Origin of the sequence: Blautia sp. HCN-1074, assembly GCF_037890165.1 — a bacterium.
Classification (GTDB): Bacteria; Bacillota; Clostridia; order Lachnospirales; family Lachnospiraceae; genus Blautia_A.
This window is the reverse complement of sequence record NZ_JBBKBP010000011.1, coordinates 49693-75054: the sequence shown is the minus strand read 5'-3', so window position 1 is coordinate 75054 and position 25362 is coordinate 49693. Positions and strand designations below refer to the sequence as shown.

Annotated in this window: 23 protein-coding genes; 4 read left to right on the top strand and 19 right to left on the bottom strand. The window is 43.0% G+C overall.

What is annotated here, in order from left to right; translation table 11 throughout:
• Window positions 1–177 precede the first annotated feature (177 nt).
• The 3 genes from WKT11_RS10945 to yedE all read right to left on the bottom strand — a co-directional run bounded on the left by WKT11_RS10945 (window position 178) and on the right by yedE (window position 1795).
• Window positions 178–420 carry a DUF3343 domain-containing protein gene (locus WKT11_RS10945; protein WP_008706323.1) on the bottom strand — a complete coding sequence of 81 codons (243 nt, stop codon included), beginning with the start codon at window positions 418–420 and terminating at the stop codon, window positions 178–180.
• Window positions 417–623 carry a sulfurtransferase TusA family protein gene (locus tag WKT11_RS10940; RefSeq protein ID WP_117674275.1) on the bottom strand — a complete coding sequence of 69 codons (207 nt, stop codon included), beginning with the start codon at window positions 621–623 and terminating at the stop codon, window positions 417–419. Before WKT11_RS10940 ends, WKT11_RS10945 begins: the two co-directional genes overlap by 4 nt.
• Window positions 624–712: 89 nt before the next feature.
• The gene (gene yedE / locus WKT11_RS10935; RefSeq protein ID WP_117674274.1) at window positions 713–1795 is read right to left on the bottom strand and encodes a YedE family putative selenium transporter; all 1083 of its coding nucleotides are present in this window, start codon (window positions 1793–1795) and stop codon (window positions 713–715) included.
• Between the two features lie 326 nt (window positions 1796–2121).
• On the opposite strand from yedE, the gene WKT11_RS10930 reads away from it, so the two are divergent.
• Together WKT11_RS10930 and WKT11_RS10925 are read left to right on the top strand one after the other, a co-directional pair.
• Window positions 2122–3285, top strand: a complete 1164-nt coding sequence (locus WKT11_RS10930; protein WP_118136751.1) for an aminotransferase class V-fold PLP-dependent enzyme — start codon at window positions 2122–2124, stop codon at window positions 3283–3285.
• A gap of 205 nt (window positions 3286–3490) precedes the next feature.
• On the top strand, window positions 3491–4387 hold the full coding sequence (locus WKT11_RS10925) for a selenium metabolism-associated LysR family transcriptional regulator (RefSeq protein ID WP_118247378.1): 897 nt from the start codon (window positions 3491–3493) through the stop codon (window positions 4385–4387).
• 3 nt (window positions 4388–4390) lie between these two features.
• On the opposite strand, the gene WKT11_RS10920 is transcribed toward WKT11_RS10925, so the two are convergent.
• From WKT11_RS10920 to cobI, 4 genes are all read right to left on the bottom strand, one after another.
• Window positions 4391–7192 carry an EAL domain-containing protein gene (locus WKT11_RS10920; protein ID WP_182439650.1) on the bottom strand — a complete coding sequence of 934 codons (2802 nt, stop codon included), beginning with the start codon at window positions 7190–7192 and terminating at the stop codon, window positions 4391–4393.
• Window positions 7193–7513: 321 nt separating this feature from the next.
• Window positions 7514–8245 carry an ABC transporter permease gene (locus tag WKT11_RS10915; protein WP_118136757.1) on the bottom strand — a complete coding sequence of 244 codons (732 nt, stop codon included), beginning with the start codon at window positions 8243–8245 and terminating at the stop codon, window positions 7514–7516.
• 161 nt (window positions 8246–8406) lie between these two features.
• A complete protein-coding gene (locus WKT11_RS10910) occupies window positions 8407–9249 on the bottom strand; it encodes an ABC transporter ATP-binding protein (protein ID WP_118247380.1) in 843 nt (280 codons plus the stop codon).
• Window positions 9246–9941 (bottom strand): precorrin-2 C(20)-methyltransferase, encoded by a 696-nt coding sequence (cobI, locus tag WKT11_RS10905; RefSeq protein WP_117674268.1) that lies wholly within the window; start codon window positions 9939–9941, stop codon window positions 9246–9248. The genes WKT11_RS10910 and cobI overlap by 4 nt, the downstream gene beginning before the upstream one ends.
• 243 nt (window positions 9942–10184) lie before the next feature.
• On the opposite strand from cobI, the gene WKT11_RS10900 reads away from it, so the two are divergent.
• Window positions 10185–10703: a hypothetical protein gene (locus tag WKT11_RS10900; RefSeq protein ID WP_117845042.1), complete on the top strand. Its 519-nt coding sequence runs from the start codon at window positions 10185–10187 to the stop codon at window positions 10701–10703.
• A 221-nt stretch (window positions 10704–10924) separates the two neighbouring features.
• Here WKT11_RS10900 and WKT11_RS10895 read toward each other — a convergent pair whose 3' ends face one another.
• The 12 genes from WKT11_RS10895 to WKT11_RS10840 all read right to left on the bottom strand — a co-directional run bounded on the left by WKT11_RS10895 (window position 10925) and on the right by WKT11_RS10840 (window position 24190).
• A complete protein-coding gene (locus WKT11_RS10895) occupies window positions 10925–12235 on the bottom strand; it encodes an alpha-L-fucosidase (RefSeq protein WP_118247381.1) in 1311 nt (436 codons plus the stop codon).
• Window positions 12236–12259: 24 nt separating this feature from the next.
• A complete protein-coding gene (locus tag WKT11_RS10890; RefSeq protein WP_340284286.1) occupies window positions 12260–14761 on the bottom strand; it encodes a transglutaminase domain-containing protein in 2502 nt (833 codons plus the stop codon).
• Entirely contained in the window at window positions 14761–15507 is a 747-nt protein-coding gene (locus WKT11_RS10885; protein WP_117674469.1) for a copper homeostasis protein CutC, read from the bottom strand. The genes WKT11_RS10890 and WKT11_RS10885 overlap by 1 nt, the downstream gene beginning before the upstream one ends.
• 97 nt (window positions 15508–15604) lie before the next feature.
• On the bottom strand, window positions 15605–16387 hold the full coding sequence (locus tag WKT11_RS10880) for a DeoR/GlpR family DNA-binding transcription regulator (RefSeq protein WP_340284282.1): 783 nt from the start codon (window positions 16385–16387) through the stop codon (window positions 15605–15607).
• Between the two features lie 80 nt (window positions 16388–16467).
• A complete protein-coding gene (locus WKT11_RS10875; protein ID WP_117674263.1) occupies window positions 16468–17442 on the bottom strand; it encodes an ABC transporter ATP-binding protein in 975 nt (324 codons plus the stop codon).
• 3 nt (window positions 17443–17445) lie between these two features.
• Complete coding sequence (locus tag WKT11_RS10870; RefSeq protein WP_022380021.1) at window positions 17446–18435, bottom strand: ABC transporter ATP-binding protein; 990 nt, start codon at window positions 18433–18435, stop codon at window positions 17446–17448.
• A 12-nt stretch (window positions 18436–18447) separates the two neighbouring features.
• Window positions 18448–19347 (bottom strand): ABC transporter permease, encoded by a 900-nt coding sequence (locus tag WKT11_RS10865; protein WP_020993648.1) that lies wholly within the window; start codon window positions 19345–19347, stop codon window positions 18448–18450.
• A 13-nt stretch (window positions 19348–19360) separates the two neighbouring features.
• Window positions 19361–20281: an ABC transporter permease gene (locus WKT11_RS10860; protein WP_117845048.1), complete on the bottom strand. Its 921-nt coding sequence runs from the start codon at window positions 20279–20281 to the stop codon at window positions 19361–19363.
• Between the two features lie 213 nt (window positions 20282–20494).
• Window positions 20495–22105 carry an ABC transporter substrate-binding protein gene (locus WKT11_RS10855; RefSeq protein ID WP_181991543.1) on the bottom strand — a complete coding sequence of 537 codons (1611 nt, stop codon included), beginning with the start codon at window positions 22103–22105 and terminating at the stop codon, window positions 20495–20497.
• A 332-nt stretch (window positions 22106–22437) separates the two neighbouring features.
• Window positions 22438–23298: a mechanosensitive ion channel family protein gene (locus WKT11_RS10850; protein WP_117845050.1), complete on the bottom strand. Its 861-nt coding sequence runs from the start codon at window positions 23296–23298 to the stop codon at window positions 22438–22440.
• A 336-nt stretch (window positions 23299–23634) separates the two neighbouring features.
• Window positions 23635–23928, bottom strand: coding sequence for a DUF1294 domain-containing protein (locus tag WKT11_RS10845; RefSeq protein WP_181993279.1), 294 nt, complete (start codon window positions 23926–23928; stop codon window positions 23635–23637).
• A 28-nt stretch (window positions 23929–23956) separates the two neighbouring features.
• Window positions 23957–24190, bottom strand: a complete 234-nt coding sequence (locus tag WKT11_RS10840; protein ID WP_117845054.1) for an HPr family phosphocarrier protein — start codon at window positions 24188–24190, stop codon at window positions 23957–23959.
• Between the two features lie 198 nt (window positions 24191–24388).
• Here WKT11_RS10840 and WKT11_RS10835 point away from each other — a divergent pair, with 198 nt between their 5' ends.
• Window positions 24389–25282: a LysR family transcriptional regulator gene (locus tag WKT11_RS10835; RefSeq protein ID WP_117674258.1), complete on the top strand. Its 894-nt coding sequence runs from the start codon at window positions 24389–24391 to the stop codon at window positions 25280–25282.
• Window positions 25283–25362: the final 80 nt, after the last annotated feature.

Below are 25362 nucleotides of genomic sequence, written 5' to 3'. Positions count from 1 at the left end.
AAAACGCAGGCATAGCGAGCTACGCTGAGGCTTTTATACCCGTACAATCGGATTTGCAGACAAGCGAATGGTATAGTTTTTTCCAGATTGAAACAAAATTGCGCGTCTGACTCTCTTCATTGGAAAATAACGAGAATGCGACGCGCAGTTATTCAAAGGATGAACTGAATGATACTTTTATTCTTCATCCGCATGATAAATCCCAACATATCCCTGCGGTTCTACTCTGACAATCTGTTCGACTTCCTCTGTTTTCTCCGGGAAGTCCGCTTCTGTATGAAATCTCACACAGGTTCCGCAGGAGGAGCTTAAATCTCTTGGGACCGGCATGACTTCTGCACTCAGATTCATTGCCTGGCAGTTTCTTCGAAACTGGATAGCTCCATAATGGGAATAGAAGGTTGCTATATATGTGATCATTTTTTAAGTTTCAGCAGGATATCATCTCCCTGCTCTGTTGCCTGTACCTGATATCCCTGATGTGTTGCAAATCTGGATACATTCTCTTTTGCAACTACGTTATCAACCAGAATCTCATATTCTTTGTCTCCGGATTCCATTGCATTCTTTGCACGGATCACTGGTTCCGGACAGGATAAACCTCTTGCATCTACTTTCTTCATTCGTCTCTCTCCTTTTAGAGTGTGTCTAAAAAAATACTTTCCGCAAAATGAGCGTATTAATTGCGGAAATAATGTCTGCATTCCGACAATCAGGCTTCTTCTTTTCTCATGGAGTTCACTGCTGCGATTACTGCAACTACCACAATCCCAATAATAACTGCGATTTTTCCATTTGCTGTAGGACCTTCACCGGAAGATGCCAGTCCGAAGTTATGGGCAAAAGCCGCACCTGCCATCAGACCGAGAACAGTCACAGCAGAGTCTGTATTTCCCTCGCCTGCAAGAATAAGCTGGCGAAGCGGGCATCCACCGAGGAGAATACATCCAAAGCCTGCCAGATACATGCCAAGTGCGTTCCACAGTCCATCTGTGTGTGCAATCGGCTGTCCCGCAAATCCCGGATTGAAATAGGATGTTCCTGTAACTGCACCGAGGATCAGATTCATTACCAATGCTGTCACAAGAATTGCAACAAAGCCGAACAGTAATTTGTATTCTTTGAAAAGTACCGCATCACGGATACCGCCGACCATACACAGACGTGTTCTCTGAGCCAGGATACCAACAATGATTCCTGCTGCCAGTGCGATAATGATTGCAGCATGTTTTGCTCCAGGTCCGCCTTCCGGCTCTGTGAAATGGATAAATGCAGGTGCAGCTGTCAGTAACAGAAGCATCACGATCTGGAATGCAGGATAAATACCACCTTCCAGCTTCGGCATCTTATAAGAACGTTTCAGTGTGTAACCTTTCTTCAGGAAAACAGTTCCTGTAAGAATACCGGCTACAAATCCAACAAGTCCAAACAGAGCATTTCCGTCTCCGCCTGCCAGACGCAGAATCATACGGAAAGGACATCCAAGAAACATCAGACATCCGATCATAACAAATGCGCCAAGTGTAAATCTGGTCACAGGTGCAGAGCCGCCTCTTGGACGAAATTCTTTCTTAGCAAGTGAAATGATACATGCTCCAAGTACCAGACCAATGATCTCCGGGCGGATATACTGAACTGCTGCCGCTGAATGAAGTCCCAGCGCACCTGTGGTATCTCTCAGGAAACAGGCAATACAGAAGCCCATATTTGCCGGATTTCCAAAAAACACCAGAATTGCAGCGATCAGACCGATCACGCCTCCTGCCAGAACTATGGTTCCCTTTTCGTTTTTCATTTATTTCTTTCCTCCTTTTGCATTATGTACTCTCAGCGTCTTTATTGCACTTGCTTTTGTGAGAGTACATCACTGACTTTTTTTATTGTCAGCACAATTTCTTTGTATCTATTTTATCATTTTTATGCTGAAATCACTAATTCATTATAGCCGTATTTTATAGTTATTTATAGAAATCATTTATAAGTTGTGCTATACTATAATGATGTTAGGGTCAAAAGATATTTTGCCCCTAACCTGATATTTACGAATTGCTCCGCAGCAAAGCAGCTCCTGCAATTCTCATATAATCTTTAATTATATAAAAATCGGGGGGATTTGTTACTATGAATAAAATATATCTGGATCAGGCAAGTACGTCTTTTCCCAAGGCACCATCTGTTGCACAGACAGTTTATGATTACCTGTCAGGCTCTGCTGTGAATGTGAATCGGGGAGGATACCTGGCAGCTTATTCTGTGGAGGAGCAGATTTTTGAGACAAGAGAACAGCTTCTGAAGCTCTTTCACTTTACTTCCGGAAAGGGTAAGAATGTTATTTTTACAGAAAATATCACTGCCAGTCTGAATGTTCTTCTGAAAGGACTTCTGAAACCCGGCGATCATGTACTTGTAACTGCTATGGAGCATAATGCAGTGATGCGTCCTCTTGTACAGCTGGAGAAACATGGAATTTCTTTTGACAGGATCCCATGCGCTTCTGACGGCAGTCTTCTGCTTGATAAAGCGGCTGCACTCCTTCGTCCTGAGACTAAGCTTGTGGTCTGTCTTCATGCTTCCAATGTATGCGGAACTGTCATGCCTGCACAGGAAATCGGGAATTTCTGCAAAGAACATGAACTTCTTTTTATTCTGGACACTGCACAGACAGCAGGAACCATTGACATTGATATGGAGAAATATCACATAGACGCACTGGCATTTACAGGTCACAAGGGACTCAGAGGGCCACAGGGAACAGGTGGCTTTCTGATCCGCAATAAACTGGCAGCGCAGATCGAGCCTCTTATCAGCGGCGGAACAGGAAGCGCCTCTCATTCTGAGGAAGTACCGGCATTTCTTCCGGATCGTTTCGAACCCGGAACTCCCAATATCCCGGGGATTCTGGGACTTCATGCCGCACTCTGTGATCTGGAGAAACAGTCCATGGAAGAAATCCGCCAACATGAATTAATGCTGACACAATACTTTATAGATGGTATCCTGAATTTGGATCCTGAAGAAAAATTCCTGCGTATTATCGGTAAAAAAAATATTGAAAACCGTTGTGCAGTTGTATCCGTCCAGACCTTACATATGGACATGGCTCAGGCCGCCTTTGAACTGGACAGTACTTATGGAATTATGACAAGAGTCGGCCTTCACTGTGCACCAAACGCACATAAAACTCTTGGAACATACCCGGAGGGTACTCTCCGTTTTTCTTTCGGACCTGAGAATACAAAGCAGGAACTGGATATTGCTTTAGATGCATTATCCGCATTACTATAGCAATCCCAGTGTACCAACAAGTTGATTTCTTGAACAATCTTACGTCTAAATTTCTTATTTCCGCGTTGTCGTCGGTCGCCGTAGCCACCGCTACGCCTCTCTCCTCCGCCTTGAAATAAGAAAATTTATCCTGCAAGATTGTTTCAAGAATCAACTTGTCGGTACACTCGTACATCGTTTTCGTACATAAAAGGAGATTTTCACAATGGAATTTAAACAGTTAGAAGCATTCGTCGCTGTCGTGGATTACGGCAGCTTCTCAGAGGCGGCCCGCCGCCTCTATCTGACTCAGCCTACGATCAGTGCTCATATACGTTCTCTGGAAGATGAACTGCATATGAAACTGATCATCCGCACTACAAAGAAGACAACGATTACAGCCAAAGGCTACCAGCTTTATGACAGTGCAGTCCGTATGCTGGAAATCAGAAATAATCTGCTTGAGAATTTTACAGGTGCCCACAAACATATGATAGATCTGGCTGCATCTACCATTCCTTCTTCTTATCTTTTGCCGGAATTGCTTGCTGCTTTCGGAAAAACGCATCCTGATGTTTATTTTCACTCCATACAGTCAGACAGTTCAGAATCCATCAGCCGGGTACTGGACGGAACTGTAGATCTGGCTCTGGTAGGCCAGAATACACGTGATGAGAGCTGCGTGTTTATTCCTTTCTGCCATGATGAGCTGGTCATTGCAACTCCTGTAACAGATCACTATCTTGCACTCAAGGACAGGGAAACACCCGCTATTTTTCATGATTTCCTGAAAGATTCTATTATTCTCAGGGAAAAAGGCTCCGGCACAAAAAAAGAAATGGACCTTTTTCTGGATCGCGCAGGCATCACAACAGGCAATCTGAATGTGATCGCCCGCATGAATGACCTAGAAAGCATCAAAAAGTCCATTGTTAATGGTCTGGGAATCTCTATTCTTTCATCACGCTCTGTCACTGACCTGCAGAGGACAAATCAGATTCTTGTCTTTCCGCTGGAGGAATCTGCTCATAAACGCAGTTTCTATATTGTCTATAGCAAAAACAGGATTCTGAAACCCCATGTAAAGCAATTTGTGCAGTTTGCGCGAGACTATTATATGTAACTGTTATCTGCCGGCATCCAACAGTTTCACAAACTCTTCCTCCGGCATCGGTTTGTAAAAATAATACCCCTGGATATAATCACAACCGTTATCTCTTAAGAACTCGACCTGCTCTTTAGTTTCAGCACCTTCCGCTATAATCTTTATATCCATAGTATGTGCCATTTCAATGATGAAGCGGATAATACTGCGTGTTTTGGTATTGGTTTCTATCTGCCGCACAAAACTCATATCAATTTTCATAATATCAAAGTTGTAATTCTGGAGCATTCCAAAGGAAGAATATCCGCTTCCAAAATCATCCAGAAGCAGCAGAATCCCTGCTTCTCTTAATGCCTCCAGAGTTGCACTTCTGTCTGCTTCAATGGCAGCATAGGAAGTTTCTGTAATCTCCATTCTGCTCAGACCGGACGGTATGGAAGTATCCGCACATTTTCTCTCCAGCCAGTTCATAATCGTCTCATCATAGAAATCCATCCATGACAGATTAGTTGATACCGGAACTGTAATCTTATCGGACTGATAACGTTTCTTCTGAAATTCATTAACCGAATCCAGCACATACAGATCCAATTCGGAAATATGTCCGCTATCCTCCAGCGCAGGAATGAATACACCCGGTGAAATAAATCCCTTTTGCGGATGGAACCATCGGATCAGAGATTCTGCTGATGCAATCTTTCCGGTCTTTACATCCACAACAGGCTGAAAATATACTTTGAACTGTCCCTTCGCAATCCCTTCCTCCAGTTCACCTGCCAATGTCGCTTTATCTATATATGTATTCTTCATGGAAGAATCATAAATCTTATATGACTGGACAAACTCATCGGTAATATATCTCTGAGCAATCTTTGCCCTGTCGATCATTCCATTTACAGACATTTTTTTCTTTTCAAGCATAAAAATTCCACATTTGACAGACAAATGAAGTGTTTTTCCTCCCCGGGTAAGTTTCTTCTGACACATTCCGGTAAGCATATCCAGATTGAGATTCTTACGTTCTACCAGACAGATAAAATGATCCGCGTCTTCACGTGCCGACACCAGAGGCTTCAGTTCAGATTTTCGGACATCTTCGTACACTTTGCGCAGCATCATATCTCCGATTTCTGTTCCAAAAAGCTCATTGACTGCCTTGAAATTCTTAATGTCGAAAAATACAACCGCATATCCGGTTCTGTCTTCACTTTCTTTCAGAATCCGTTCCACATGACGGATAAAGCCCTGTCTGTTATATCCGCCCGTCAGAATATCCTGTTCAAATTTCTCCGTAATATCCTCAACTGTAGATACAATAATGTCAAAAAATTTATTGAGGTAAAAAAATGTATAGTTCTTTAAACATTTCTCCCCTTCCTTATTAAACTGATGAACAGAGAAAGAATATCTCTCTTTCTCCTGCAGTTCTTTCCGAATGGTATCAAGACGCACACATTTGTCATATACGGATTTCTCATCATCCGGAACAAATCTCTTCATAACTTCAGTAACATAACCGGAATAACTGATTTCTTCTGCTAGGACCATCTCCATGGCACAGATACCCGGATGATCCAGTCTCACACAGTCTCTCTGCCCATCAATAATCTCTATTCTATCAAAATTCTTTCTGTACAGCATATGCGGAATCTGCTCTGAAAAATAGTTCTCTGTAATATCAGAAAAATAGATCAGTGCTTCCAGCCTGTCATAAGAAACGTTCCGAACCATCTCAACTGTGGTTCTGATCATCCTCAGGCTGATCCCTTTTGCGGCATACACAGGACATTCCCATTGGATCATATCTTTTCCCTGTGCCAGACATTCCCTCAGATTATCTACACAAAACACCTTTCTGTACTGAGTTCTCACTTCTCTCTGCGGAATAGACTGACTGATCCGCTCAATATAAGAATCCAGTGGTTCATTTACATCTTTCAGCTCCAGTGAAGCAATCCTGCTGTTTGCCATAATACAGCTTCCATCCGAAATATTTACTGTAACTGAGGCAAACGCATCTTTTGCATGGCGTATGATCTTATCCAGCTGTTTCAGATATTCATCATTGATATCCCGGATATACATCATGGCAATCTGGTCATCCGGTTTATATTCTGCACTTCTGATGACTTCCATACATACCCAGCGGTACTCCTGTTTTATCAGAGTTCTGTAGTTCAGGGAAATGCGTTCTCTGCCTTTTGCAAGTTCTTTTCTCAGATTATCCATACTGCAGAATTTCAGATATTCTTCCTGATCCTCTTCATAAATATATTTAAGATCTGCCATCATTTTAAGACTTTCAGAGAGACTTGATGGCATGGAAACAATACTGTCTTTTCCTCTGATAACTGTATAAGTATCTGTCGAGAGATTAATCTTGAGTATCCTGTGAAAAATAGATGATAGCATTTTCATCGCATCCTGCAGATCTCCCGTCATCTTGTCATGCAGCGCAATCGTACTCTCAACGCGATGAAAAACTGTCATTGCATCAAAGGGACGCGAGAAGTAATCACTTGCTCCCAGCCTGTAAACCCGACGGATGCTATCTCCGGAAGTCTCTGATGAAATACAGATAACCGGCAACATATCCAGCCATTGCTTTGCCTTCATAACAGCAAGTACCTGATAACCGTCCATCACCGGCATGATCAGGTCAAGGAGCACCAGCTTGAAATCCTTATGGCATCTTTCAAGGATTTCAACTGCCTGCTCTCCATTTTCAGCTTCACAGATATCATAGTTATCTTCCAGCATACAGGCAAGGAGCTCTCTGTTTAATTGTGAATCATCAACGATCAATATCTTTGGCTTACTCATATAATGTATGCCCTTTCTTCTGTTATTATGGCTGTGTGAAAATTTAACCGGACAGATGCCAAAAACAGCTGCTCGGTTATGCATAATTTAAGTATATCATTCAAAGAATAAAAGTCAATAATTGGAATATACCATTTCATTGCTATTCACCGGTAAAAGGATTACTGAGAACAGAGTGAACAGTAACGTTTTCGTACATTGCCAGTAAATGATTCCCCTTTTTCTCTTTACAAAGATTCACATTGATATATAATGCATAACCAGATCAAGGAGGAGCACAGACTCCTCCTTGTCAGTCAGTTACAGATTTTTTTCTTCTTATTACAGGTTTTTCTTCTTATAAATAAACCATGATGCTGCTACAGTAAACACCAGCAGATAAAGAAGCAGAATCCCAATACCGGTGTAATTCACCGCCTCACCTGATGAAATACTTCTCATCAGATGGCTGGTCTGGGATAATGGCAAAGCTGATACAAACTTGCCTACAAATCCCGGAAGTTTCTCTGTTGAGAAAAAGGTGTTACATAAATATGCCATAGGCATGATAATGTAGTTGGAAAATCTCGGCACGTCTGCATGATTTTTTGCAAGAAATGATACTACCACTCCGATAGCAGAAAATACCGCTCCATTGAGGAACATCACAAGAAATGACCAGCCGTTGAAGATCAGGCCTGTCTCGATTGGTGCTGTGAGGAGCAGGATAATTCCTCCTGCATACAGTCCACGCAGACTTCCTCCGATAATCTGGCCTGCGATAAACTGCCACAGTGGAGTCGGTGAGATCATAACCTGGTCAAAGGCTTTCTCATAAAGTCTCTGGACATTCAGGTTCTGCGCGATGGCGTTGAAGCTTCCATTCATAGTTGTAAGTGATACCACACCTGGAATCAAAAAGTTCAGGTATGGCTGTCCATGAGAAGTTGTCTGGATTCCCATTCCGAATACGACCAGATACATCAGAGGCGCGATCATGGCTGCCAGTGTGATCTTGTAAAAATCTCTGCGGAATTCTACCCACTTCTCCCATAATATTGTTATAATTCCCATTACTCTTTTCTCCAAGTTCATTTATATTCTCATTTATTCGTAACTGTTCACTCTGTGCCCGGTAACACGCTATGCAATGCAGAAAATATGAATCTCCTTGAGTAAAGCCCAAGGAGTATCCGGTGTAAAACCACGCAGCAAAAGTGGCGAACAACCGCCTGTTACTTGGAAATCAGGTATTTTCCAGCTCTTTCTACGAAAACATCCTCCAGTGTGGTCTCGCGAAGTGAGGCCTGCCCTGTAAGATTTTCCAGATACCGGATTGCATCCTGACGTGTATGGAAATAGTGATTCTTTGTTCCATCTGCTGTCATCTCATCTACCGCATAGGCTCCAAGACTCTCGATCAGTGCTGACGGAGTACTTACCTCCTCCAGCTTACCATGATCCATCAGTGCCACACGATTGCAGAGACTCTGTGCTTCTTCCATATAATGAGTAGTCAGCAGAATCGTCAGGTTTTTCTCATTAAGCTTACGCAGGAGATTCCACATCTGTCTCCTGGAAAGAGCATCCATTCCTGCTGTGGGTTCATCCAGAAGCAGGATTTCCGGTTCTGTCAGAAGTGCGCGACAGACCATCAGCTTACGCTTCATTCCACCGGAGAGCTTACGGACTGTACGCTTGCGGAATTTGATAAGATCGCAGAATTCCAGAAGTTCCTCTGTTCTTGCCTTGATTTCTTTTCGCGGCATGAAATAAAGACGCCCCTGGTATTCCATGATCTCATCCATATTCATATCCTGGCGCATGGAATACTCCTGAGTGATCACACTGATTTTTCTTTTCAGGTCCGGGCGCTTTCTCGTAAGCTGCTGACCATCTATGAGGATTTCTCCCTTTGTCGGAAGAAGAAGGGTTGAGAGCAGACTGATGGTCGTTGTCTTGCCTGCTCCGTTTGGTCCGAGAAGACCAAAAAACTCACCTTTTTCAATTTTCAGGTTCAGGGAATCCACTGCTGTAAAATTGTCAAAGGTTTTCGTCAGATTTTTTGTCTCTATCATTTCTCTTCGGCTTTCTCTTTGGCAATGATAAGGGAATAGTATCCGGCGTCATCCGGGATTTCTTCCACACTGTTGTAAATATGCTCATCCGGCATACCGCAGTTTTCGACCATGCGGACTTCGCGGCCGCTTCTTGCCAGAATTTCTTTTACCTGATTCATCTTCTTGCCGGATTTCATAAGTACATAGGTTCCCGGCTGATCCAGTTCACTGTCAAGGCGGTGTACTGCCGGCTGTACATGAAGTGGCTGGTTCCACTCTGTCAGCGGGATATTTAAGCGTGCTGCTGTTGCGCAGAAGGAAGTGATACCGCTTACCAGTTTTGTCTGATAGCCGTCTGCTTCTACTCTCTTCTGTACATATGTAAATGTAGAATAGATTGTCGGATCTCCCAGAGTAAGGAATACAACATTCTTACCTGTATCCAGAGCTGCTTCAAGGGCTTTGGCACCTTTTTCGTGATTAAGTTCCAGTTCTGCCTTGTCATGTGTCATAGGCATATAGATTGGAAGAAGTTCTTTGTCAGCCAGTTCCGGAACTGCCTGTACTGCGATCTTGTATGCAACAGTCTCGCGGACATCTGCTCCCGGGACTGCAATAATATCATTTTCTTTAATCAGGCGTACTGCCTTTAATGTCATAAGTTCCGGATCTCCAGGGCCTACTCCTACTCCGTATAAAATTCCACTCATTCTTATATCCTCCTGTATAATGGTTTCTTTTTTAATTTCCTTTTTATTGTCTCAAAGATCTTACACCTCAAGCCTCTGTTTGAATGTTTCTATCAGAAATATCCCTTTTTATTGTCTTCTATTTAACTTACGGACAACATCCCTATTATACTAAAGCCCAACCACTTTTTCAACGAAGTATTGACAATTAATTTCAATTGTGGGATGATGAAAATTACTGAAATTTAAGTGAGGAAAAAACAAATGAAAAAGATTTTTGCATTTCTGACAGCATTGATCTGTTGTCTGTCGATGTGGAGTTTTGTGCCTGCTGCGCAGTCTCTGACTCTTGATAAAGAAGATGGAGAATATTCTATCCAGGTGGACTTAGAGGGAGGAAGTGGAAAGGCAAGTGTTACTACTCCGACTCTTATCACTGTAAAAGATGGCAGTGTGACCGCCAAAATTCAGTGGAGCAGTTCCAACTATGATTATATGATCGTGGACGGGGAAAAGTATCTCCCAGTTAATGAAGAGGGAGCAAATTCAGAATTTGAAATTCCTGTCACTGCGCTGGATGAAGGCATGCCTGTGATTGCAGATACCACTGCAATGGGCGCACCTCATGAGATTAATTATACGCTTACATTCTACTCAGAATCCATTGGTTCCAAAAGCCAGATGCCACAGGAAGCCGCTAAGAGAGTTGTTGCGGTTGCTCTTGTAATTATTGTGGGCGGCGGGATTTTGAACTACTTTGTTAATAAGAGAAACCGCTGTTAGAATTTAAGGTATCTGTTTTTTTCCCAAAAAAACGAGTTACTATATTCCAGAAACAAAGAATATAGCAACTCGTTTTTATATTGTCTGCAAATTATTCCTATTGATACAAAAGGCTTGTCAATCGGATATTCGCAACCTCCGCAGGGGGACTTACTTAATTCGGTTAAACTTTTAAGCAAGATAATAGCAAATATAAATTTTTTAGGGCTTATCACCTGTTTTTATTCTGCCATCTCCACTTCCAGCACATAGTCTACGGAATCCGGCAGTACAGGATCCGGACCAAGGTCAACAAATGCGATATTCGGATAATCGCTGTGCACCCATAAAGTAGAAATCGGCACTTCATGTCCGTCATCCAGGGCACGTACTTTCACAATCTTATTCTTGTCAAAGCCAATCAGCGGCAGTGGTCCTAATGTATTCTCATAAATATGGACATAATATTTGTTTCCATTTCTGGTGATACGTCCGTAATCCGGTTTCGGGATATCTGTTGCCGGAGCGCATCCATAGATACTGTCATGGTTCTTATCCATCCAGCGTCCGATTTCCGCCAGGATCGCAGAGGATTCTTTCGGGAATTTACCTTTCGCATCAGGTCCTACGTTCAAAATCATATTTCCACCTTTGGAAACGCACTCTACCAGCTTCTTGATCAGCATGGAAGCAGGTTTGTAATAGTGGTCATTTGCACAGTAACCCCAGTTATTATTCATGGTGAAGCATGCTTCCCATACCATCGGATTCCCTTCTTTGTCGCAGATTCCTTCCGGCGGGATGATCTGTTCCGGGCTTACGAAATCGCCATGATATGGTGTCGGATTGCAGTCATACAGAGAACCTCTTCCCTCACCGCTGACTTCCAGACGATTATCAATGATGATTCCCGGCTGTAATCTGCGGACCATATCTATCAGTCTTGTTGCTCCCCATTTCTCGCCCCGCATATCATCATATGAAAAGTCAAACCACATAATATCGATTTTTCCATAATTTGTGCAGACCTCTTCCACCTGATTGTACATATACTCTATATAACGAGAAAAATCTCTGTTTTCATTACTGCATTCCGGATGGTTTCTCATAGGATGGATGCGGTCTCCGTAATGAGGATAGTCCGGATGATGCCAGTCAAGCAAGGTGAAATACAGACCGACTTTCAGGCCTTCTTCGCGAAGGGCTTCCACATATTCTTTGATCAGGTCTCTTCCTGCAGGTGTGTTGGTAACTTTATAATCTGTGTATTTACTGTCAAATAAACAGAAACCATCATGGTGTTTCGCAGTCAGAACCACATATTTCATACCTGCTGCCTTTGCCTCTTTTGCCCACTGTTTCGGGTTATAGTCTCTGGCATCAAATTCTTTCATAAACGGAAGGTATTCTTCCTCAGGCATCTCCTCTGTACTGCGTACCCATTCTCCTCTTGCAGGAATAGAATATAAGCCCCAGTGGATAAACATTCCGAAACGGGCATCCTGATACCATTTCATACGTTCTTCATATTCTTTTCTGTTAAACTGATACATAATTTTTTCTCCTACAATTCTTCATTACATTAATCTCAACAGCATATCCCCGGTTCCTACATTGTAGCCGCTGGTCGCATAAATTCCGTTCAGGCTTCCATTTGTCACAATGATCAGCGGAAGTTTATCCGGGTCTACGTACATACGTCTTCCCAGAGTATTGATAATCTCTGAGAAATCATCATAATAAATCTGAATATTTTTTAACTTTGCAAGTGCTTTGGACAGTGTCGGTGTCTCCAGTGCTTCTTTACTTCTCACTACAAAAATAATCTGCTCTGCATATCCTGCAAAAGCTTCTTCCTGCTCCATCATTTCATTTAAGATATGTTCAGTAGGCTCTTTTTCTTCTTCCAGAAACATCAGGATATGTTTTCCGTCTGCTGTAAGGTCAGATGCTTTCAACTCTGTACCATCCTCAGTTTTCAGCATAAAATCCGGCATGGAAATATTCTCCAGCATATCCTCCAGATCTGCTTCCCTGAGTACCAGCTCAATCTCCTTTGTCTCTCCGGGCTGAATTTCAAAATGATATTCATTTGCAAACATATTTCCATTTGGAAGTCTGTTTGAAGTAAGAATCCTGTAGTTTCCGGATTCCAACGGCAGATTCAGGATCTGATCTTCGAAATTCTCTGCTCCCAGTTTCAGTGATGTATATCTTCCATTCTCCAGTTTTGCAATACTCCAGTTCTGGAAATATTTCCACTTTACAGTCTCTCCTGCTTTCAGGATCAGAGTACAGTTCTTCTCTGTTCTTGCAAGCACAGGAACGAATCTTCCGTTTTCCATATATTCCATAGAACAATCATGTGGATTCAGTCTTGCCGCTACTCCAAAGGTTCTCGCTATTGCAACAAACAGGATTTTCTTTGACAGGAAGCTTCCTGTACAGGTCCTTATGCATCCTGCCGGTGTTGTGATCACACTGGAACGCTCTTTCTCCGGTCTGGAAACAATTGCCTTCTCGATCAGATTCCAGATTCTGGAAGGGTCATCTCTCAGCTCCTGTTTCTCAGTTCTGGAAAAATGCTTCTTAATCTCTCTTCTATATTTCTGAAGAACTTCATCATCTACTCTTGGATTTAACACATAAGATACAAAGGTATCCTTTTTCATCATACCATGATATGGAATTGCCAGCTCCAGGTGTTCCTCCAGAACGTCACTGATACAGTCAGTTCTGTCTTTCTCTGTGAGAACCCTCAGGAGATCCTCTCTGTATGAGGCAGCAATGGCTTCTTCTATCCTGTTTACCTTTTTTTCCAGAAAACGTTCACATTCCGGATTTGACCAGTTTCTTACTTTCTGCTCTCTGTGTGCATTGGCTGCTGCCAGACGCTTATTTCCCTTCGCCTTCTGTTCTAAAGTCGGCATGTCTGTGTTTACAGGTGCGTCATGAGGAGCAAATATATCTGCTGCTGTCCACTTTTCTGATTCGCCGTCATTTCTTTTATCCTGCGGTACCAGACAAAGTTCACAGTTATCTTCTTTCTCAGTGTTCATAACTGTTTCCGCATAGAACCACTCGCCGTCAGAACACATTCTTGCGGAAATATGCAGACTCCCAAGTCCTGTTGTCAGTCTGGCGGTTCCCTTACTGTCTGTTTTCTTCTCTGCGATCGGTGCATATTCAGAGTAATTCAGTACTTCAAAAGAAACCTCTGTGCCCTCAGCCGGAGCTCCCTGTTCATCCTTTACGGATACTGTAATCTCCTTTGTAACAGCATATCTCTTCAATTCATTCAGCATAGTAACCATGCCGTCTTTGCCGATCACTTCTCCGTTCGGAATTTTTGTGTCAAATACACGGGAGTGAATCATCATCGCTCTGGAAGAAGCATTCGTAAACCATCCTTTATTCAGGATTTCTTCCGGCTCACATGCTCCAAGGAAATACCATTCACCGTCACACCAGATTTCTACCCATGCATGATTGTCATCACAATGAGACCATTTCGGCGCATACACCTGGCGCGCCGGAACGCCCACACTTCGCAGGGCATTCACTGTAAATACAGACTCCTCACCACATCTTCCATTACCTCTTCGATATACGGAAACCGCAGATAAAGTACGGTCATCTGTACAGTGATAGGTTGCTTCTTCGGCGCACCAGTAGTTCACTTCCAGGGCTGCCTCTTTAAAATTCATTCCCTGCGTTCTGGTTCCAATCTCTGTGCGGAAGAAAGTTCTGCAAGGAGCAATTTCTTCTTCATTTACTCTGTGAAACAGCACATAATTCAGGAAGATTTCTTCCGGAAGATCTGCAACCTGTGGATTCTCTTTCCAGAGATTCACACCATTCTCTGCATAGTCCAGAAATACTTCAAACGGATAATTGCCAATATCGCTGTACGGCATAAACGCATATAAATATTTACATGCAAGCGCCACTTCCTCTGTACATTTCTGTAATTTCTCATCTACAGGCGCAAAAACCCGGGGCAGGTTCTTCGCCTGCTCCAGGTAGCTCTTTTCAATTCGATCCCTGTTCCCTTTCAAAAAAATCTTCGGTTCTGCCATTATAATTCCTCCAGAACTTTCTTTGCGGCGCGGATATTATCTACATCCGTACGCCATATCTCATATTCACTAAGCATCGGGAGTCCCATATTCACTCCGTCTTTTCTGAACTGCATCTCACTGTCGATTACTCTCTTACCAGTCATGTGATATGCTTTTATTCCTGTCAGAGGATAAAGCTGTCGGATCACCGATGCGCCGACACCGCTTCCTGCCTGGATTGTGATACGTCCACGACTCTTTTCCTCGAGTTCCCGCAAAAGATCTGCCCCCTGCAGACATACATTGCGCTGGCCTGAAGTAAGGATCGTATTGATTCCCAGTGAGATTGCCTGTTCCATTGTTTCTATTGGATCCACGCATACATCAAAAGCTCTGTGAAGGGTCACTGACATATCCCCTGCCGCCTCCATCAGTTCTTTCATCTGTTCCATGTTTAATGTGCCATCCGGTTTCAGCACCCCAAATACAACACCTTCGGCACCCATTTTTCTGAAATCTTCTACTGCATGCTTTATCATGGAAAATTCTGCATCTGTATAGCAGAAATCTCCAAAACGCGGACGGATCAGGGCATGAATCCTGATATCCGAACGCTTCCTTATCTCATCAAAAAGCCACGGTCCCGGAGTGGTTCCGCCGATGATCAGGTTGCCGCAGAGTTCCAGCCTGTCTGCGCCTCCCTCAACCGCTGCCATAGCAGATTCTACAGAATCTACACAGGCTTCCAAAATATATTCTTTCACGTACTTGCCTCCATCTTTTTCATTTAAGCCAGACAGATCATCCATTCTGCTGACTGATTTAACCAGATCAGATAAGTCCCCCGAAGACTTACCTGTATCAGAACAATTTCACCCCTGCTCTCTCCAGTGTACTCACGATCGTATCATCTGGAAATTCATCCGTAACAATTCCGCTGATATCATCAAAGTATGCATATTTATAGGAATCGTTGAAATAGAATTTATCCCTTTCCATAACAACATATTTATGTCTGCTGCTGTACACGGCTGCTTTCTTTGTCAATCCGTCCTCTACCCCCAATGTAGTAATTGCACAATCAGTCATATCCACACCGCAGCTTCCTATAAATGCACGGTCAAAGCTATACTGCTTAATCACTTCTATCGTTGCAGCTCCCATAAATCCGTTTACTGTCTGGTACATTGTTCCCCCTGTACCGATTGCAGTAATAGACGGATTTGTGGCAAGGATCTGCAGGATATCTATCATATTGCTCACCACTACCACACGCATATTTGACGTGGCAAGAAGCTTTGCCAGTTCGATATTTGTGGTAGAAATATCAAGGAAAATCGTTTCGTTATTCTTAATCAGTTTAAATGCTTTGGCTGCAATTGTTCTCTTTTTGTCAAGGTTAAACTGGCGTCTGTCTACTACGTCTCTTTTCAGCGGATAATCCTGTGAAAGGATTGCACCGCCGTAGGTTCTCTTTAACTTACCGGCGTTTTCAAGAATCTTAAGATCTTTTCGGATACAGTCTTCTGTGACCTGAAAGATTTCACTCAATTCCTTAACCTTGACTTTTCCGTTTTCACGAAGACAATTCTCTATTGCGCTTTGTCTTTCCTCAGTAAACATAGCCCCTCTTTCCTCATCCATTCATAATGACCTGTATCTCTCAGTGAATCCTGTTTTCTTCACTGTTCATCTCCAGGTGTGATATTGTTATTTCGGAATTCCTATTCTGTAAGTTCCGGATAATGACATTTTACAATATGACCCGGTGCAATTTCAGCAGGTGTCGGCACCTGTGTCTTACATTTTTCTGTACAATGCGGACAACGTGTGTGGAACAGACAGCCACTCGGCGGATTACTCGGACTTGGAAGGTCACCTTTCAGAGTAATACGCTCTTTCTTCACTTCCGGATCCGGGATCGGAACTGCGGAGAGAAGTGCTCTTGTATATGGATGTCTCGGGTTTGCATAAAGTTCTTTCTTCGGTGCTGTCTCTACGATCGTGCCAAGATACATGACACCGATTCTGTCTGAAATCATTTCAACGACGCTCAGGTCATGGGAAATGAACAGATAGGTAAGATTAAAGTCTTTCTGTAACTGCTGCAGAAGATTTAATACCTGCGCCTGGATAGAAACATCAAGGGCAGATACCGGCTCATCTGCGATGATAAGCTTTGGCTGTACAGTCAGTGCTCTGGCAATTCCGATACGCTGACGCTGACCACCGGAAAATTCATGCGGGTAACGCTCTCCATGAGACGGGCTTAATCCTACAGTGCCGAGAAGTTCATGTACTTTCTTAAGGCGCTCTCCTGCACTCATATTTGTGTGAATCAGAAGTGGCTCACCGATGAGATCCTGAACTTTCATTCTCGGATTCAGGGAACCGTATGGATCCTGGAAAACCATCTGGATATCTGAACGTAACGGGCGCATTTCTTTCTCTGAAAGTTTGGAGATTTCTTTTCCCTCAAACCAGATTTCACCGGAGTCAGGTGTGATCAGATGATCGATCAGTTTACCTGTCGTGGATTTACCACATCCGGACTCTCCTACCAGAGAGAAAGTCTCGCCTGGATAAATATCAAAAGATACGTCATTTACCGCATGGACAAATTTCTTCTTGCTGAACATTCCTCCGTTTGCCTGGAATGTTTTCTTCATATTCTTTACTGATAATAACGGCTCGCTCACAGGTTACGCCTCCTTTCCGGTTTTGTTGAGCAGATGGCATCTGCATTTTCTGGTACCTGCTTCGTTGATATCTGCAAGCTCCGGTTCCTGCTGATGACAGATGTCCATTGCATATTTACATCTCGGTGCAAACTTACATCCTTTCGGCATTACAGACAGGTCCGGTACGCTTCCCGGAATGGACGGAAGAGATTCCACACCGCTTCCAAGTTTCGGCACAGAACCGATCAGCCCCTGTGTATATGGATGTTTCGGATCTGCAAAAAGTTCCTGCACAGGCGCTTCTTCTACGATTCGGCCGGCATACATAACAACAACTCTGGAACACATTTCAGCGACAACACCAAGGTCATGTGTGATCATCAGAATGCCTGTATTCTTCTTTGCCCTGATGTCCTCCATCAGTTCCAGAATCTGTGCCTGAATGGTAACGTCAAGGGCTGTAGTCGGCTCGTCCGCGATGAGAAGCTCCGGCTCACAGGACATTGCCATAGCGATCATAACACGCTGACACATACCGCCGGAAAGCTGGTGCGGATAACTCTTTAATGTCATATCCGGTTCAGGGATACCTACTGATTTCAGTACTTCGAATGCTCTGTTGTGCGCTTCTTCTTTTGAGAAATTGTTATGGAGCAGGATTGCTTCTGTCAACTGTTTCTCAATTCTCATACATGGGTTCAGAGAGTTCATCGGCTCCTGAAAGATCATGGCAACTTCACGTCCTCTGATCTTTCTCATGCCTTTTTTATCTTCTTTGAGAAGATCCTTGCCATTAAGCAGGATCTCACCGTTGGAAATCTTACTGTTTCGTGCCAGAAGTTTCATAATGGAGAGGGAAGTTACGGATTTACCGCATCCGGACTCTCCTACCAGACCAAGAATTTCACCCGGCTGAATGGAGAAGCTTACATTATTAACTGCTGTCACCCATGTTTTATCTCTTTTAAACTCCGTACGGAGGTTCTTTACTTCTAATAATTTTTCTGCCATGGTTTCTTCCTCCTAGTTCATCTTTGGATCCAGGGTATCTCTGAGACCGTCGCCCAGCAGGTTGAATGCCAGAACTGTAAGGAAGATCAGAATACCAGGGAACAGTACCATGTGAGGAGCTGTGTTCAGATAGTTACGTCCTGTGGAAAGCATGGAACCCCAGTCAGGCTCTGTAACGTTTGCACCGAATCCCAGGAAGCTTAAGGATGATGCAGCAAGGATCGCAGTACCTACACGCATGGTAAAGTTAACGATCATGGACTGAATCGTACCAGGGAAAATATGTACAAACAGGATTCTTGTGTTTGAGCATCCCAGGGAACGGGCAACCTCTACATAAGGAGCCTGCTTTACGGAAATCGTAGCGCTTCGTATGATTCGTGCGAAGGACGGCACTGTAAATACCGCAACCGCGATCATAACATTTACCATTCCCTGTCCAATGATGGCAACGACTGCGATAGCCAGCAGGATATCAGGAAAAGCGAAAAGTACGTCACAGCATCTCATAATCAGGGAATCGATAATTCCGCCGTAGAAACCTGCGATCAGTCCGAGAACAACACCGATAGCCGTACCGATGATCGTCGCTGTCAGCGCGCATGTAAGAGAAAGTCTGGTACCAACCATCAGACGGGAGAAAACATCCTGTCCGTATTCATTGGTTCCCCAGATGTGGGCTGCGCTTGGCCCCTGCATCATAGCTGTGTAATCCGGTGCCTGCGGATCATACGGAACTACATACGGTCCGATGATTGCCATTAAGATAATAAAAACTATAAATGCCAGAGAAATCACTGCTGTTTTTCTCTTCATGAATTTCTTGACAAATTCTTTGAACTTGCTCTGTGCCTTAGGGAGTTCTTCGGCAGCAGCAAGGTTAATGTTTGATGTTGTGTTCTTATCTGCCATCTTCTCTCCTCCTCTATTCATAACGTACTCTTGGGTTAATCACGCCATAAAGAACATCTACGATCAGGTTGATCAGGATATATTCTGTAGCAAAGAACAGAAGTAATGCCTGAACAACTTTGTAATCTCTCATCTGGATGGAGTCTACCAGAAGACGTCCAAGTCCGGGGATGGAAAATACCGTCTCTGCCATAACAGATCCGGAAAGGAGACCACCGATCTGAAGTCCGGCTACTGTTACGATCTCGATCAGAGAATTCTTAAATGCATGACGCATAACAACCAGTGATTCAGAAAGACCTTTGGCACGTGCGGTACGCACATAGTCCTCACGCATGGTCTCAAGCATGGAAGATCTGGAGAATCTGGCAAGTACGGCCATGATTCCTGCTCCCATTGTAAGTGATGGAAGAATATAGCTCTTCCAGGTTTCCAGTCCACTGGTTGGAAGCCATCCCAGGCTTACTGAAAAAAGCTGAATCAATTCCAGACCTAACCAGAAGCTTGGAACAGATATACCTGCGATTGCTATGATCATACCTACATAATCAAGAATTCTGCCATGAAATACGGCAGCGATGATACCGATTGCAATACCGATGATTGCAGCCCATATCATGGATGAGAATGTCAGCATGATAGTTGGTTTCAGTCTTGGTGCGATTGTCTCTACTACAGTTTTACCGTTTTTGATAGAGCTTCCCAGATCTCCTGTAAAAAGACCTTTCATATATTTACCATACTGTACAAGTAATGGCTCATCCAGTCCCAGCTGTTCACGTACAACTGCCACATCTTCCTTTGTTGCATCCTGACCGGCTACCAGTCTTGCCGGATCACCTGGAATCATATGGATAAACATAAATACTACGAATGAGATAACCAGAAGCAGCGGGATCGTGCTTGCCAAACGTTTACCTAAATAACGTCCCATATTTTTCCTCCTTATTATTTTCTTACCTGTTATTTATATTTGATGCTTTATAGCCAGAGAACTGCCATAGTAAATCTTATGGCAGTTCTCCGGTTCGAACATCTTTGTCCTGTATTCACACTGCCGTATCGGCAGTATTTTTATGGAATTGCTGCAATTTCAGATCAGACAGCCAGATTTATGTTCTTCGCAGCCTGTTCTCAACCCCATTACTTACTGTGCTAAAGTTGCATTTGCGAAGTTAAATGCTCCGTCCGGAGATACATATACGCCAGACAGATAAGATTTTGTAGAATAGATGATCTGGTCATTGCCAAGGAATAACCATGGGCATGCTTCCCATGCAATCTTCTGAGCATCACCATAGTATTTAGCCTGCTCTTCCTCGTTAGCTGTTGCAAGACCTTCGTCCATATCTTTATCAAAATCAGCGTCATTGAAGTATGCTGTGTTTGCACTTGTCGGAGGGCACATTGTGCTGTAAAGCAGGGAACGTAAAGAACCATCCATTGTGAAGTCAGATGCAGACCAGTTTACATACCACATATTGATCTCAGCATCTTCTTTGTCAACATAAATCTTGTCACTTACAGTTGCAGGCTCCATTGGCTGAACGTCAACTTCGATACCGATCTGAGCAAGCTGCTGGGAAATAAATGTCATACCTTTGATTTCCTGTGTTGTGTTATCGCCCCACAGAGTAAGTTTGAATCCGTCTTCGTATCCGGCTTCTTTCATAAGTTCTTTTGCTTTGTCTACATCATATGTGTAAGCTTCCTGTTCTTCATATCCACCGATGATAGATGGAACTACGGATGTAGCCGGTTTCCCGTATCCGGAATACATTAACTGGATGTATGCATCTTTGTCGATTGCATAGTTCATAGCCTGACGTACTTTTACATCAGAAAGCTGTTCCAGATCCATGTTCAGAGTTACATATCTCATGATGTTGGAGTCTGTTGTAAGGATGTTTACATCGTCTGTTCCTTTGATTGCTTCAATCTGGTCAGATGGTGTAGGATAGATGAAATCTGCTTCACCTGTCTGAAGCATAGCTGTACGTGCACCTGCTTCCGGAACTTCTTTGATTGTTACAGTGTCAACGCCCGGTTTGTCTCCCCAGTAATCATCATTACGCTCGAAGCTTGTGTGGTCGCCTTCTTCCCATTCTGTACATACATATGGGCCGGTTCCGCATGGATGGTTCATGATATCATTGCCATACTCTTCAAGAGCTGCAGGGCTGATGATACAGAACTGTGTCATACGGTTGATAAATGGTGCCCATGCCTGTGTCAGTTTGATAACCAGTGTGTAATCATCCGGTGTTTCAATGCTGTCTACACGAGGTGTTTCAGATCCGTCTTCGTTAGTTACGATAAATGTTCTTCTCTGACGAAGGTTGTTGTCTTTGTTAACTACACGATCGTAGTTTGCTTTAACTGCTGCTGCATTGAAGTCTGTTCCGTCCTGGAATTTAACACCCTGACGAAGTTTGAAAGTATAAGTAAGAGAGTCATCGGAAACTTCCCATGATTCAGCAAGTTTGCCTGTTAATTCCTGGTTCTCATCAAAAGAAACCAGTGTCTCGTATACACCACGTGTAGCGGAGATTGCGTTTGTATCCGGAATGTTTGCCGGGTCCATGGAGCTTACGCTTCCTTCGATTGCGATCACCAGATCATTGTCGGATGATTTGGAATCTTCATTTGTGGCTTTGAGAATATAGCCGTCATCATCTGCTGCAAATGCTGTAGCGGACATGGAAACTGTCATTACTCCTGCAAGAGCTGCTGCCATAACTTTTTTGTACATTTTCATAGTTTTCTCTCCTTTTCTTTCTGTACATTGTTACTTAGTTACAATCACGAAGTTAATTTGGGGTACAAAAAAAGTGTTTTTATATTTTTGCATCTTTGCAATGTATAAAAATCGTGCAGCAATCCATTTACTTACATGCGCCTTTGCATCTTCATAAAAACACTTTGTTGTTTAACTTGACTCCAGTATAGCAATCTGTTGTCGTATTGTCAATTATTTTGTCGTATTTTATATTATTTTGGTGGTATTATACCAATATTTGACAATGAAATTGGTACAAATCACTATGAATTAAGGATTATTTATTCTTGTTTGGTATTATTTGGCTATTATCAGATCTGTTTCTTCACATGAACCTGTAGCTGATTGTACGGGATTTCAATTCCGTTTGCATCGAATGCTTCTTTGATCAGTTCATTAAGCCGCCACCTGGCAGGCCAGTATTTCTCCGTAGCCACCCACACACGCAGGCCCATGACCACTGCGTTCTCTCCAAGCTCATCTACAAACACCACCATTCCCTGGTCGTCTTTCGTATCTTCATCATTATGAAGGATTTCTTCCAGGATTACTTTTGCTTTCTTAATGTCTGAATCATAAGAAATTCCTACTTTGATCTCCAGCTTACGAAGATCTCTGGCAGTTACGTTTGTAATAATGCTGCCGGACAGCGTTCCATTTGGGATTACAATGTGTTTGTTATCTATGGAAATCAGAGTTGTATAACAGATTTCTATTTTGTATACAGTTCCTTCACACTCATTCTGCTGTGCGATAATGATATAATCCCCAACCTGAAATGGTTTGAAGATCAGAAGCATGATCCCGCCTGCGATATTTGCAAGACCGCCCTGCAATGCAAGACCTACCGTTACACCTGCAGTACCAAGCAGTGCCGCAATAGAGGATTCCTTTACGCCAAAATGAGTGGCAATGCTAAATACCAGCAAAATGTAAAGTACAATTCTCAGCAGCGACCCTGTAAACTGGATCACACCTTTGTCTACAGACGCACGCTCCATGGACTTCTTTATGAAAGAAACAAACCACTGGATCACTTTGCGCCCGCCCACAAATACCAGCAATGCCATTACTACTTTCAGCCCCAGTTTCGTCAAATCCGGAAGATAGTCTGAAAAATACTGTTTATAGCTGTAATATAAACTTTTTGCCTCCTGAATTTCCTGTTCCAATATTTTTCACCTGCTCTCTTATATTTTTTATATTTCTGTCATGTATTATTTTTTGCCCTTCTTTCACTTAACAGACATCTTTTCATATGATATCAGGGTTAAAAGACATCTTTCCCCTGACTTGATATCTACGAATTACTTCACTGCTTTGCAGCCCCCGCAATTCTTATATAAGAGTAGCATAACATACCTCATTCTCTGTAACAATCAATTTTATCCGCCTATAGCAATGTCATAATCCGGACAAAAAAGAAAGCGGACAATATATCCGCTTTACTGACACAGGATTTCACGCTCTGATGAGCTAAAATCAATATGCATTATTTATGAGGATTGCTATAAGTGCAGAATAATCCCCTCATTTCCCGAAAACAAAAAATAAATAATAAGTTGAATAATCAGTATTACCGGAACTCCTATCTTAAATTTCGGCTTTCTTGTTTTATGATGAAATACCTTCATACCGGCCAGAGCTCCCACCGATCCTCCGATCACCGCCAGAAATATCAGCTGCGCTTCCGGTATGCGCCACTGTCCGGCTTTTGCCTTGCTTTTATCCAAGCCATAGATAAAAAATGTAACTACATTAATGATAATCACATAAATATATAGAAGATTTGTAGATGTCATCTGCACCTGCGGATTCCTTTCTTTAATCTTAACATGCCAGACCTGCGATCACTGATTCAAAATCCTCATCATAGCCATCATATTTAAGTTCCAGAGGTTCTTCCACACCAAGGCTTAATACTCCGAGAATAGATTTGGCATCAATAAAAATTTTTCCTTTAGATACAATGTCAATATCAAATGGACATCTGACTGCCGCACAGACCAGTTTTTTTGCCGCCTCTACGTCATTAATCTTAATTGTCTTATTTGCTGTTGTCATATTCGGTAATCTCCCTTTCCTTTTGGTCTTCGATTACTGTTCACTTCGTTCTCAGTAACGGTCTTCGTCCTATTGTCAGGACTTTTATATTGATTTTTTGACCCAGTCGTATTATACTGATTCACACATTGATATACAAACGTTATTTTTCTATATCAGATATTCTATTTTTATATAGCATAAGGAGCCGACTGTATTATGATTCTTGATTATTATCGTATTTTTTATTATGTAGCTCAGTACAAGAGCTTTTCCAAAGCAGCCGACGTTATGGGAAATAATCAGCCCAACATCACCCGCTGTATGAATATCCTTGAGAACGACCTGGGATGCAAACTTTTTATCCGTTCTAATCGTGGAGTACAGCTGACAATTGAGGGCGAGCGTCTTTTTGAACACGTTTCTATTGCAATAGAACAGCTTGTATCCGGTGAAAATGAACTTCTCAAGGACAAAGGGCTGGAGAGTGGACTTGTCAATATCGGAGCCAGCGAAATCGCACTGCGCCTGTTTCTGCTGAATGAACTGGAAGTTTTTCACCATCATTATCCACATGTGAAGCTTAGAATTTCCAATCATTCCACACCGCAGGCAGTCCAGGCTCTGGAAAACGGACTGGTAGACTTTGCAGTAGTCACTACTCCTGTTGCGCTGAAGAAGCCTCTCCAGAGAGTTCCTCTGTATTCTTTCCGGGAGATTCTTATCGGCGGAGAGGAATATGCAGAAATTGCCTCCAGAAAACACCGTCTGCAGGACTTGCAGGATATCCCCCTGATTGGAATCGCACCGGGCACCAGTACAAGGGAATTATATACGCAGTACTTCATGCGCCATAATCTTCCCTTCTCGCCGGATATGGAAGTGGCAACAACAGACCAGATTTTTCCTATGGTACAGCATAACCTGGGAATCGGATTCTTTCCGGAAGAACTTGCCGCTGAGCATATCGCGAGGGGCAAAATCGTGCAGATTCCTATCGAGGAACCTCTTCCGGAGCGAAAAATCTGTCTGATCCGCAACGTAAAAAGACCGCAGAGCATCGCTGCCCGCAGTCTTGAAGAACATCTCACCTCACATCGTGAGACAGAATAAACAGGGATTGTGCCAGCAGATTTTTTATATCTGCTGTGCACAATCCCTGTTTTTTCTCAGTATTATTTAGTTACTATTCA

Coding starts and splice junctions, on each gene's coding strand:
- WKT11_RS10945 (WP_008706323.1), bottom strand. CDS start 420: ATGATCACATATATAGCAACCTTCTATTCCCATTATGGAGCTATCCAG.
- WKT11_RS10940 (WP_117674275.1), bottom strand. CDS start 623: ATGAAGAAAGTAGATGCAAGAGGTTTATCCTGTCCGGAACCAGTGATC.
- yedE (WP_117674274.1), bottom strand. CDS start 1,795: ATGAAAAACGAAAAGGGAACCATAGTTCTGGCAGGAGGCGTGATCGGT.
- WKT11_RS10930 (WP_118136751.1), top strand. CDS start 2,122: ATGAATAAAATATATCTGGATCAGGCAAGTACGTCTTTTCCCAAGGCA.
- WKT11_RS10925 (WP_118247378.1), top strand. CDS start 3,491: ATGGAATTTAAACAGTTAGAAGCATTCGTCGCTGTCGTGGATTACGGC.
- WKT11_RS10920 (WP_182439650.1), bottom strand. CDS start 7,192: ATGAGTAAGCCAAAGATATTGATCGTTGATGATTCACAATTAAACAGA.
- WKT11_RS10915 (WP_118136757.1), bottom strand. CDS start 8,245: ATGGGAATTATAACAATATTATGGGAGAAGTGGGTAGAATTCCGCAGA.
- WKT11_RS10910 (WP_118247380.1), bottom strand. CDS start 9,249: ATGATAGAGACAAAAAATCTGACGAAAACCTTTGACAATTTTACAGCA.
- cobI (WP_117674268.1), bottom strand. CDS start 9,941: ATGAGTGGAATTTTATACGGAGTAGGAGTAGGCCCTGGAGATCCGGAA.
- WKT11_RS10900 (WP_117845042.1), top strand. CDS start 10,185: ATGAAAAAGATTTTTGCATTTCTGACAGCATTGATCTGTTGTCTGTCG.
- WKT11_RS10895 (WP_118247381.1), bottom strand. CDS start 12,235: ATGTATCAGTTTAACAGAAAAGAATATGAAGAACGTATGAAATGGTAT.
- WKT11_RS10890 (WP_340284286.1), bottom strand. CDS start 14,761: ATGGCAGAACCGAAGATTTTTTTGAAAGGGAACAGGGATCGAATTGAA.
- WKT11_RS10880 (WP_340284282.1), bottom strand. CDS start 16,387: ATGGATGAGGAAAGAGGGGCTATGTTTACTGAGGAAAGACAAAGCGCA.
- WKT11_RS10870 (WP_022380021.1), bottom strand. CDS start 18,435: ATGGCAGAAAAATTATTAGAAGTAAAGAACCTCCGTACGGAGTTTAAA.
- WKT11_RS10865 (WP_020993648.1), bottom strand. CDS start 19,347: ATGGCAGATAAGAACACAACATCAAACATTAACCTTGCTGCTGCCGAA.
- WKT11_RS10860 (WP_117845048.1), bottom strand. CDS start 20,281: ATGGGACGTTATTTAGGTAAACGTTTGGCAAGCACGATCCCGCTGCTT.
- WKT11_RS10855 (WP_181991543.1), bottom strand. CDS start 22,105: ATGAAAATGTACAAAAAAGTTATGGCAGCAGCTCTTGCAGGAGTAATG.
- WKT11_RS10845 (WP_181993279.1), bottom strand. CDS start 23,928: ATGACATCTACAAATCTTCTATATATTTATGTGATTATCATTAATGTA.
- WKT11_RS10840 (WP_117845054.1), bottom strand. CDS start 24,190: ATGACAACAGCAAATAAGACAATTAAGATTAATGACGTAGAGGCGGCA.
- WKT11_RS10835 (WP_117674258.1), top strand. CDS start 24,389: ATGATTCTTGATTATTATCGTATTTTTTATTATGTAGCTCAGTACAAG.